Below are 10,146 nucleotides of genomic sequence, written 5' to 3'. Positions count from 1 at the left end.
CACAGCGGCGCCTTCGGATCGAACTTCAGGAACTGCGTAAACAGCACCGTGGCAATATCGGCCGCCCCCATCGGAAGACCCGGATGGCCCGAATTCGCCTTCTCAACGGCGTCCATGGAAAGGAAACGGATCGCATTCGCCATGCGATTGTGGAGCGACGGCTGCATGAAAATGTCCTTTGTCTGAGACGGGATCAGATCGCCCTTGCGACCCGGTCGAGAATGTCGAGATAGCCTTCGGCGGTCCAGGCCGAGCGGCCGATGAAGAGACCGTCAATATCTGGCTGCGACACCAGTTCGGCACAATTGTCCGGATTGACCGAGCCGCCATAGAGGATCGGCACGCGGCGGCCGAGCATGTTGGCAGCCACCGCTGCGATCTTTTCGTGGCGATCATTGGCGTAATCGATGGTGGCGGGAATGCCGTTGACGCCGATGGCCCAGACCGGCTCGTAGGCGATCAGGATCTCGGCCTTGTACTGTTCGGGCTTGAGGAAGGAGAGTGCCACCTCGACCTGCCGACGCAGCACCTCGTCAGCTTCTCCGGCCTGCCGCTGGGCCAGCGTTTCGCCGATGCAGACGATCGGCACCAGCCCGTGGCGGACGGCGGCCTCGGTCTTCTTGCCGACTGTCTCGTCGGTCTCGTTGAAAAATTCGCGGCGTTCGCTATGGCCAAGCTCGACCATGTCCAGCCCGCAATCAGTCAGCATCGATGGCGAGACTTCGCCGGTCCAGGCGCCGCCTTCGTCCCAGTGCATGTTCTGCGCGCCAACCATAACGCTGGTGCCCGCCAGCCGCGCCTTGACCTCGCGCAGTACCGTATAGGACGGAACGATGAAGCGCCGGACACGCTCATGGCGGCGGCTATCGGCTGCCTTCAGCCCGTCGGCATAGGCCAGCGCCTCCGAAAGCACCTTGTTCATCTTCCAGCTCGTGCCGACCCAGACCGTCTTGGCCATATTGCTCTCCCGTCATTATCGCCCGCGAGGGGGCGTTGCCTCAGCCCTTGAACCCGTTGAAACCGGTATCGATATGCGGCTCCCAATAGGCGACCGATTCCCGCAGCATATCCACAACATGGCTGTCGGTCGGCTCGCGTTCGCGGAAAGACAGTTCCATGCAGATTTCATTGTCGGTGCCGCCAGCATCCTTGACCGTGCGGATCAGCTTCTCCGGCTGGATGCGGCCATCCTTGTTGTGCTGTGCCGTGAAGGGCCAGTGACCGCCCTTGTTCATCGATGATTGCTTGACGTGGATGATCGGTGATTCCTGCGGAAAGGCCGCCGCCCAGGCATAGGGATCGGTGTCGGCAGGATTGTCTGAAGTGACATCCCCATGGTCGATATCGACGATCATCCTGAAGGGCAGCGCCAGACCGGCCGAGTTGACCCTTTTGTCGAACCGGCGGCATTCGGCAATTGTATGGCCGAATTCGCGACCCACCGACATCGGCTCCCAGAACAGGTAATCGAGCCCCGCCGCCTTGCCATGCTCGGCCACCGCGCGCCAGCAATCCATAACGGTTTCGATCAGTGCATCGCGGCGGATGGGATCGTCGTAATCGCTCTTGGTGAAGACAGCGAATTGCGAGCCGATGCTTTCCGCACCCAGGTCGCCAGCAATATCGGCGAGCGTCTTGAACCAGTCGAGATAATAGGCGCGCACGCCCTCGTCGGGATGGCCGAAGTGATTGAGCCGCCCATAGGTGCTGGTCATAACCGAGGTGATCCTCACCCCGGTGCGCTCCATTGCCGCCCGGAATGCGCGCACGCGCTTGCGGATGGTTGAAGCCGGCCAGGACGGATTGATGAATTCCGGCGTCAGCTGGACATAGCCGATCCTGATCTTGTTTCCAATGGTCTCGATCAACTCGTCCTCATCCGCAATGCGGTTGATCAGCGGATTGGTGTTCAGCGATAGTCTCAGGGGCATATCAAAGCTCCTCCTCCAATGTCTGGCCGATCGCGGCCACCTGTCATGCCCGGCAGCGCTCGACTTCGGCAACAAGTGTCGCCACAGCAGCCGGCAACTCGGCAAATCCGTCGATCAGCAGATCGGCGCCCAATGACTCATGCGGTACTTTGCAATAGCCATGCCGGAGAATGACCATCGGTACATGCGCAGCAATCGCAGTCCTCGCATCAACATCGGAATCGCCGACATAGATCGTGGGACCATCGCCGCCGACAGCGGCGATGGTCGCGGTCAGATGGCGGGGATCGGGCTTGGTGAAGCCAAACGTATCCGGCCCCGCGACCACGGAAAAATAACTCTCGAGACCCAGTTGCGCGAGGATCGCGCGCGCAAAGATTTCGTCCTTGTTGGTGCAGACGCCCATCCGGAACCCATGGTCCCGAAATCCCGACAGCACTTCGGGAACAAGAGGATAGACGATCGTTTCATCGGCCAGCGCCTCGGCATAGATCGACTTGAAGCGTCTGACCAGTTCACTCTGCCGCGTCTCGTCGAGCGGCACCCTATGAAAGGAGAAGGCGGATTTGATAAAGGCACCGATGCCGTGACCGATGAGGTCGCGCGCGCGCGCCCGACCGATCGTCGGCAGACCCTCTTCGACCATCAGCCGGTCGAGCGCATTGGCGAGATCGGGCACACTGTCGACAAGCGTGCCGTCGAGATCGAAGATGATGGTGGCGGATGTGACATTCATAAGATGATCCTCAGGCATGGATGGCCTGGCCGCCGGCCGCCAGCACCGCTTCGTGCATAGCTTCAGACAGGGTCGGATGTGGAAACACTGTGTGGGCCAGCTGGTCGCGCGTGGCACCGACCGACAGCGCGAAGGAAAAGAGCGCCACCATTTCGCTGACATTGGGTCCGAGCATATGCGCGCCCAGCAACCGGTCTGTGACAGCATCGAACACGGTCTTCACGAAACCATCCGTCTCGCCCAGCGTCACCGCCTTGCCATTGCCACGGAAAGTGAAGCGGCCGATGGTAATTTCCTTGCCGGCTGCGAGCGCTGCCGCTTCAGTGAGGCCCACGGAAGCCACTTGCGGGGTGGCAAAGACCGCGCCGGGAATGATGGGCTTTGTATGGTCGCTGCCAAGGCCGGCAATGGCTTCCACCGCGCGGATACCCTCATGCTCGGCCTTGTGGGCCAGCATCGGCGGGCCCGCGACATCGCCGATGGCCCAGATGCCCGCAACCGAGGTCCGGCCTGCGGGATCCGTCGTGATCACACCATTTTTCAAGGCAACACCAACAGTCTCCAGCCCAAGCCCTTCGCTGTTGGCAATGACGCCAGCAGCACAGAGGACCGTTTCGCATTCGATGATCCGCGATGTTCCATCCGCTTCGTCCAGTTGAAGCCTCACTGCGGACTGCCCGATCTCGACATTGCCGACCGAGCAGCCCGTGGAAATGCCGATGCCGCGCTTCTTGAGCAGTTTTGCCATCGCATCGCTGATTTCGGCATCTTCCTGCGGCAGGATACGGTCCAGCCGCTCGACCAGCGTCACATTCGCGCCCAGAGACTGGTAAAAGCTGGCGAACTCGACCCCGATGGCGCCGGCACCGATGATAGCGAGCGAGGCCGGCAATGTTTCCGCCGTCATGGCATGGCGATAGGACCAGACGCGTTTGCCATCGGGTTGCAGCCCCGGCAAGGGACGTTCGCGGGCGCCGGTGGCAATGATGATATTGGCCGCTTCATAAGCGCCCGCACCCAGTGCCCCTGACGGTGCCGGGGTCTGGCTAGGCGAGATCTGAAGACAACCTGGCGCCGTTACAAATGCCTGGCCCCAGATCAGATCGACCTTGTTCTTCTTGAGCAGGAACTGCACGCCGGCATTGAGCTGTCCCGCTGTCTGGCGCGAACGCTTGACCATATCGACAAGGCTGATGTCCGTCTGCCCTGCCGTCACCCCGAAAGTTGCCGCATGCCGGAGCGAGGTGTGAATTTCGGCAGAATGCAGGAGCGATTTGGTGGGAATGCAGCCCCAGTTGAGGCAGATGCCGCCGAGATGATCGCGTTCGACAATTGCGACCCGAAGGCCGAGTTGCGCGGCGCGGATGGCCGCGACATAGCCGCCCGGCCCGGCACCGACAATGATGACGTCATAGGCCGACATCCTGGCCTTCCTTTCGGGATCGATCCACCTCAGGCGGAGAAAAAGCCCCGCTACGCCGACAGGGGGTCACCGTAGCGGGGTCCGGGAGGAGAAGCGCTCAGCCGGCGCTTCGGATGGTTTGGGCCACAAGCCGGCCGACGAGCGGAGCGGCTTCGAGCTGCGGCAGATGGCCGACACCAGGGAGCCGGTTGACCGCGACCTGAGCCGGGGCGGCCTCGGCATGGTCCGCCGGCACGATCCTGTCCTGCTGGCCAACGATGATCCGGGCCGGACCCTCGTAACGGGCCAGCGCCTCGCGCACCGAAAACAGCTGGGTGCAGCCGGCAAAGACGCCAGCCGCCAGCCGCGCCTGATTTTCGACCACAGGGCCTGCCTCGCGGGCAGACAGCGTGGCGCGCACCAGCACACCGGGCAGTTTGGCCGGATCGGCCACCAGCAGGTCGAGCCAGGCTTTCAGTGCCGGTTCGGAAGACGAGGAGAGGAAGCCTGAGACAAAGTCACCATTGATTCTCGGTCCGAGGCCGGCCGGCGCAATCAGCGTCAGCGACCGGACATCGAGATCGCCACCGCCTGCGATGGCCGCGGCAACGGCCGCACCCAGCGAATGGCCGACCAGATGCACCCGTTCGAGCCCCTCAGCCGCCATGGCCGAGCGGACGGACTGCACAATGGCATCGAAATCCCCGGCACTCCCGGTTGCAGCTGCCCCATGGGCCGGCAGATCGACCGCCAGCACCGTATTTGCGATACCGAGCTGGGAGACGAAAGGCCGCCAGGAGGAAAGCTCGCTGCCGAAACCGTGGATGAACAGGACCGGATCGCCCGTGCCTGCCTGCAGGCTCTTGATCACGCTGTCACCCGCCTTGGCGGCGACACCGCGCGAGGCGCCGGTGAAAGCCAGCACCGAACCCTTGGGCGCATTCTTCTGGAAGGCTTCGATATCGCGCTTGACGACAGCGCCACGCGGACCACTGCCAGCGACGCTGGTAATGTCGATCCCCGCCTGGACAGCAAGACGGCGTGCCAGCGGAGAGGAGCCGCCACCAACCGCAAGTGCCGTTGCCGGGGCAAGTGCCTCGACCTGGGCGGGGACCGACTTTGTAGCCAAAACCGCAGGCGCAGCGACTTCGACTACGGCAGGCGGTGCGACAGCCGGAGCCTGGGCGGCGGCCTTTTCGTACACTTCGCCTTCCTCGCCCACCATCATCAGCGGTTCGAGGACAACGGCCATGTCGCCCACCTTGTAGGCGATATCGATGATCGTACCGGTTTCGAAACATTCGACTTCGAACACCGCCTTTTCGGATTCCACTTCGGCGACGATGTCGCCCTTCTTCACCTTGTCGCCGACTTTGACGAGGATCGCAGTAACCTTGCCTTCGGTAAGGTCCTGGCCGACCTGCGGCATCAGGATGGGACGTGCCATGTTTATTCCTCCTCAGGCCACGCGACGCAGCATGGATTCGACCGACTGGGCGACGAAATCGACCGTGCGGCGTGTGGCGGCGGCAAATTCGGTCGCCGTCGACGAAAAGGCTCCGAAGCGGCAGAATTCTTCCGGCTTCATGCCGTCGAATTCATAGGCCTGCCGGAAATAGGGAATGCGCATCAGCTTCTCGATCACTTCCGCCGGCGCATCCTCGTTGATGGCATTGGCGTCAAAGGGTTCGAGCCGGTCTTCGGCCTTCATAAGCTGGGCGATGTAGCCGGGCGGGCAGGTATAGACGAAGTCACCGCCGGCAATCTTGGAAATGTGCCAGCTCGATGCCTTGCCGCCCGGGGCGTCATCGAATACCCGCATCGAGCATTGCAGCATCTTGCTGGGATGGCCGATTTCCTTGCCATAACGATAGGCACGCTTGAGCACGGCCAGTTCGCCATACATGATCTCTTCAGGCGAAAGCGCCAGCCCTCTTGCTTCGGCCTGCACCTTGAGGTCGCCGACATTACCGAGCCGAGCCGACATGTGGGTGATCACAGAGCGCCAGCGACTGAGATCGACGCCATTGGCCTTTGCGCGTTCCAGACCGCGCGACACGGCATTCATGCAGGCCACATATTGCGGCACGGTGAATGAGGTCGTGTTGTTGGTGGATATGCCCCGCGCGGTCAGTTCCTCGATCACCTCATAGCCTTCTTTCGAGCCGGGGATCTTGACCATGACATTCGGCGCAATCGCGGCCAACTCGAGACCCTGGGCCAGCATGCGCTCGCCTTCGGTCACGAAACGCGGATCGACCTGGCCGGAGACATAGCCATATTTGCCACCCGACTTGTCGAAGACGGGGCGCACCATTTCAGCGCCACGGCGAACGACATCGAGATAGATGGCCCAGTAGATGCCCTCGATATCGGAGGGATCCATGCGCGAGGCCATGGTGCGGATTTCTTCCGCCCAGAAGGCGGGATCGGCCTGGATTGCCTGCAACGACAAGGGCGGATTTGTGGTGACACCACGGAAGCCCATTGTGCCCTCGGCCTGGATCGTCGCCGGATCGAACAGCCGGGTCAGCTGTGCGTCCCAATCGGCCCGCTTTTCAGCCGGCGCGTTGGCGAGGACTTCTGCCTTCCAGCCGGCATAAACCAGCGGTGAGGAGTCCCACCAGATCTCGCAGTCCGGGTTCGTGGCCGCGAGCTTCTCCAATACATGCAGTGACATGATCGTTTTCCTGTCTCGGCTTTTGCTCACTCGGCGGCCAGCGCCATCGGCTTGGCATGCAGGCTTCTGCGGGCGGCAAGCACGATGTCATCGACCTGGGGCACGGAGGCCTTTTCGAGTTCGAGATTGAAGGGGATGGGAATGTTGAGGCCGGCGACGATCTCGATCGGTGCGTCGAGATCATAGAAGGCTTCTTCCTGAATGATCGAGGCGATGTCGGAGGCGACCCCACCGCGGCGGACCGCTTCCTGCACGATGACCGCGCGGTTGGTCTTGGCGATCGAGGTCAGGATCATCTCCTTGTCGAGCGGCACCAGCGTGCGCGGATCGATAACTTCGGCGTCGATGCCCTCTGCCGCCAGCCGTTCAGCGGCTTCCAGCGTACGCGGGATCATGTTGGACCAGGCAATCAGCGTCACATCCTTGCCGGGTCGCTTGATGTCACCCTTGCCGAACTCGATGACATGCTCGCCATCCGGCACCATGCCCTTGGTCATGTAAAGATGCTTGTGTTCAAGGAACATGACCGGATCGGGCTGGCGCAGCGCATATTTCAAGAGGCCCTTGGCATCAGCTGGCGTGGATGGCATCACCACCTTGAGGCCGGGAATGTGATAGAACAGCGCTTCAAGACTCTGCGAATGCTGTGCAGCAACACCGCCACCGGTGCCGCCCTGGGTGCGCATGACGAAGGGCACGCGGCCATCGCCACCCGTCATCAGGCGGAACTTGGCAGCCTGGTTGACGATCATGTCCATGCCGAGCATGGCAAAATCTATATAGAGAATTTCTACGATCGGCCGGGCGCCGGCAATCGCCGCCCCGACACCGACTCCGATCATGCCGGCTTCGGCAATCGGCGTGTCGCGCACGCGCTTGGCGCCATACTTGTCCAGCAGGCCTTCCGTGACCTTGTAGGAGCCACCGCGCTCGGCGATGCCTTCACCGATGATGAAGACGGTGCTGTCGCGGGCCATTTCCTCGTCGATCGCCTCACGCAGAGCGTCGCGATACATGATTTCTCGTGCCATTTTCTCTCTCCCCGGCAATCAGTAAGCGTCAACGAATTGACGGAAACTCTCGAGCGTCACTTCGCCGCTCGCTTTCGAGAATTCGACGGCATCGTCGAATTCCTGCTTGATCTCGGCCTCGATCGCCTCGATCAGCGACTTGTCGATGCTGGTCATTTCGAGCAGGGCATTGCGGGCGCGGTCGACGGGGTCGCGTTCCTTGTAATAGGCAAGCCGGTCGGCCGGCATGTATTTGCCCGGGTCGTTCACATGATGGCCCATATGGCGGTAGGTCTTGGCCTCGATCAGGATCGGGCCCTTGCCCTGGCGGCATTTTTCAACCGCTTCGCGGGTCAGATTGTAAACCGCCAGCGGATCGTTGCCGTCGACCTGATAGCTTTCGACGCCTATGGCGATACCGCGTTTGTACAGATCGGTCTCCCGGGTGGATTCCTCGATGCGGGTCGACACCGCATACTGGTTGTTCTCGACCACCAGCACGAAGGCCAGGTTCCAGATCGCCGCAAGATTGAGCGATTCCAGGAAGGTGCCGTTGTTGGAAGCACCATCGGTTGAGAAGGTGACGGTAACAGCGTCATTGCCCTTGATCTGATTGGCGAGGGCTGCGCCGACGCCGAGCGGCGTGCCAGCACCGACAATGCCGTTCGCGCCAAGATTGCCGACCTTGATATCGGCAATATGCATCGAGCCACCATAACCGCGGCAATAGCCGGTCTCCTTTTGCAGAAGCTCGGCGACCATGCGCTTCACGTCCGCACCCCAGGCAATGCAGTGGCCGTGACCACGGTGGGTCGAGGCAATGAAATCGCCTTCGCTCAGCGCCGCGCAGACGCCGGTCGCGATGCCTTCCTGCCCGAGATAGGGATGGAAATAGCCGCGGATGAGACCCTGACGATAGAGCTTGATGCCCTCGGTCTCGAAGACCCGGATCTTGTATGCGGTTCTGAAAAGTTTCTCCAGGAGCTCCCTGGAGGGTGCATTTGCCTTGCTCGCCGTTGTCGGCATGGATCCTTCCTCCCTGCAATGTCGCCAAATTGTTGTTGAAAAACCGTCTAACACGCGGCAAATTCGATGTCGAGAAAATTTTCTTCACAAACTGATTATTTCTGAAAATTGGCTTCTCTCACGACGAAATTGCGAGAGCATTCAATTTTATCATTGATTTATCGACATTTTTTCCGCGTTCAAAAAACGTGAAACTATTTTCCAAGGACTGCTAAGTCTTTGCGCCCTGAAAGCGGAAGGTGCGATTTCTGATGTTTCGAAAATTTCTTCCATGCGCTGCAGCAGACAAATCCAGCTTTTTTGCAACGCGGCCGCGTCCGGGAGACGGCGCAACGCAAGCGAAAGGTTAAAACTGCATCATGAGTAAACTTTTCATCCGTCAAAGGACATGGTACCTAGGTCAACCGGGCGTTAGTCACCACTTTCCAAAAAGCGAACCAGTCCATGAATGAGATCCCACCCGAGCCCGAACTGGGCGACCTGCTGGAACGTATCCAGGAGCGCTACGGCACCCTGAGAAAATCGGAAAGGATTGTCGCGGACTATCTGCGCAACAATGCGGGCAAACGACTGGATTCCTCCATCACTGAGCTTGGGCGCACACTGGGCGTCAGTGAAGCCACAATCAGCCGCGTCAGTCGTGCGCTTGGTTATGACGGCTATCCGGACATGAAACTGTCACTGGCCGAAGGGACCCGCAACCGGGCGCCGATCGTCAACCTGCCCCTGGAAATCGATGACAACGATTCGCTGATTTCCACGTCCAGCAAGCTTGCCGGCCTTCTGGTTTCGGGCATAGCCGGAACGCAGCGCATGCTGGATGCGCACCGGCTCGAGCAGGCCGTGGATGCACTGGTGCGTTCGCGCCGGATCGTCTTTGTCGGCGTGGGTGGCGCTGCAGCGATCTGCGACGAAGCCGCCCACGTTTTCCTCAAGGCCGGCTTTGAAGCCACCAGCTATCGCGATGGCTATACCCAGACCATCGTTGCATCGACCTTGACAGAGAATGACGTTCTGGTCGGGATCTCGCATACGGGCAGTACCCAGACCATTGCCGACTCGCTGCTGCTCGCTCGCGCCAACAAGTGCACAACGATCGCGATTACCAGCAATCCGAACTCCGAGGTTGCGAAAGCCGCCGATGTGGTGTTGGCAACGTGGAGCGGCGGCCAGCAGATTGTGCCGTTGCACGGCGATTTTCTGGAAGGCCGCGCCAGCCAGTTGTTCCTGATCGACGTGCTTTATGTCTCGGCGCTCTTCCGTGTCGGAGACAAGGCCAGCAAAGCCCTCAAGACCACGGGAGAGGCGCTGGAAAAGCGCTATCGCGGAAAGGCAAACGGTAAGGATTGAGAGGCCCCTGC

Annotated in this window: 10 protein-coding genes; 1 reads left to right on the top strand and 9 read right to left on the bottom strand. The window is 60.8% G+C overall.

The window, feature by feature from the left end; translation table 11 throughout:
- The 9 genes from Q4481_RS23460 to Q4481_RS23420 form a co-directional block, all read right to left on the bottom strand.
- Nucleotides 1-167: thiamine pyrophosphate-binding protein (locus tag Q4481_RS23460; protein WP_304378855.1), on the bottom strand; the 167-nt coding region annotated here is incomplete at its 3' end.
- Nucleotides 168-193: 26 nt separating this feature from the next.
- A complete protein-coding gene (locus tag Q4481_RS23455; RefSeq protein WP_304378852.1) occupies nt 194-958 on the bottom strand; it encodes a triose-phosphate isomerase in 765 nt (254 codons plus the stop codon).
- Between the two features lie 40 nt (nt 959-998).
- On the bottom strand, nt 999-1,931 hold the full coding sequence (locus Q4481_RS23450) for a sugar phosphate isomerase/epimerase family protein (protein ID WP_304378851.1): 933 nt from the start codon (nt 1,929-1,931) through the stop codon (nt 999-1,001).
- A gap of 43 nt (nt 1,932-1,974) precedes the next feature.
- Nucleotides 1,975-2,667: an HAD-IA family hydrolase gene (locus Q4481_RS23445; RefSeq protein WP_304378850.1), complete on the bottom strand. Its 693-nt coding sequence runs from the start codon at nt 2,665-2,667 to the stop codon at nt 1,975-1,977.
- A 10-nt stretch (nt 2,668-2,677) separates the two neighbouring features.
- Nucleotides 2,678-4,090 (bottom strand): dihydrolipoyl dehydrogenase, encoded by a 1,413-nt coding sequence (lpdA, locus tag Q4481_RS23440; protein ID WP_304378849.1) that lies wholly within the window; start codon nt 4,088-4,090, stop codon nt 2,678-2,680.
- Between the two features lie 97 nt (nt 4,091-4,187).
- Complete coding sequence (locus Q4481_RS23435) at nt 4,188-5,516, bottom strand: acetoin dehydrogenase dihydrolipoyllysine-residue acetyltransferase subunit (RefSeq protein WP_304378848.1); 1,329 nt, start codon at nt 5,514-5,516, stop codon at nt 4,188-4,190.
- A 12-nt stretch (nt 5,517-5,528) separates the two neighbouring features.
- Complete coding sequence (locus Q4481_RS23430) at nt 5,529-6,749, bottom strand: transaldolase family protein (RefSeq protein ID WP_304378847.1); 1,221 nt, start codon at nt 6,747-6,749, stop codon at nt 5,529-5,531.
- Between the two features lie 26 nt (nt 6,750-6,775).
- Nucleotides 6,776-7,780, bottom strand: coding sequence for an alpha-ketoacid dehydrogenase subunit beta (locus Q4481_RS23425; RefSeq protein WP_304378846.1), 1,005 nt, complete (start codon nt 7,778-7,780; stop codon nt 6,776-6,778).
- An 18-nt stretch (nt 7,781-7,798) separates the two neighbouring features.
- Nucleotides 7,799-8,785 carry a thiamine pyrophosphate-dependent dehydrogenase E1 component subunit alpha gene (locus Q4481_RS23420; protein WP_304378845.1) on the bottom strand — a complete coding sequence of 329 codons (987 nt, stop codon included), beginning with the start codon at nt 8,783-8,785 and terminating at the stop codon, nt 7,799-7,801.
- Between the two features lie 444 nt (nt 8,786-9,229).
- Between Q4481_RS23420 and Q4481_RS23415 the strand changes: the two genes are divergently transcribed.
- On the top strand, nt 9,230-10,135 hold the full coding sequence (locus tag Q4481_RS23415; protein ID WP_304378844.1) for a MurR/RpiR family transcriptional regulator: 906 nt from the start codon (nt 9,230-9,232) through the stop codon (nt 10,133-10,135).
- Nucleotides 10,136-10,146: the final 11 nt, after the last annotated feature.

Origin of the sequence: Fluviirhizobium alvei (assembly GCF_030551875.1) — a bacterium.
Taxonomy (GTDB): Bacteria; Pseudomonadota; Alphaproteobacteria; order Rhizobiales; family Rhizobiaceae; genus Rhizobium_E; species Rhizobium_E alvei.
The sequence above is the reverse complement of the archived record's forward strand: the minus strand, read 5'-3'. Positions and strand labels throughout refer to the sequence as shown.

Bases quoted from the DNA above. Each gene is read 5' to 3' on its own strand.
- Q4481_RS23455 (WP_304378852.1), bottom strand. From the start codon at position 958: ATGGCCAAGACGGTCTGGGTCGGCACGAGCTGGAAGATGAACAAGGTG.
- Q4481_RS23450 (WP_304378851.1), bottom strand. From the start codon at position 1,931: ATGCCCCTGAGACTATCGCTGAACACCAATCCGCTGATCAACCGCATT.
- Q4481_RS23445 (WP_304378850.1), bottom strand. From the start codon at position 2,667: ATGAATGTCACATCCGCCACCATCATCTTCGATCTCGACGGCACGCTT.
- lpdA (WP_304378849.1), bottom strand. From the start codon at position 4,090: ATGTCGGCCTATGACGTCATCATTGTCGGTGCCGGGCCGGGCGGCTAT.
- Q4481_RS23435 (WP_304378848.1), bottom strand. From the start codon at position 5,516: ATGGCACGTCCCATCCTGATGCCGCAGGTCGGCCAGGACCTTACCGAA.
- Q4481_RS23430 (WP_304378847.1), bottom strand. From the start codon at position 6,749: ATGTCACTGCATGTATTGGAGAAGCTCGCGGCCACGAACCCGGACTGC.
- Q4481_RS23425 (WP_304378846.1), bottom strand. From the start codon at position 7,780: ATGGCACGAGAAATCATGTATCGCGACGCTCTGCGTGAGGCGATCGAC.
- Q4481_RS23420 (WP_304378845.1), bottom strand. From the start codon at position 8,785: ATGCCGACAACGGCGAGCAAGGCAAATGCACCCTCCAGGGAGCTCCTG.
- Q4481_RS23415 (WP_304378844.1), top strand. From the start codon at position 9,230: ATGAATGAGATCCCACCCGAGCCCGAACTGGGCGACCTGCTGGAACGT.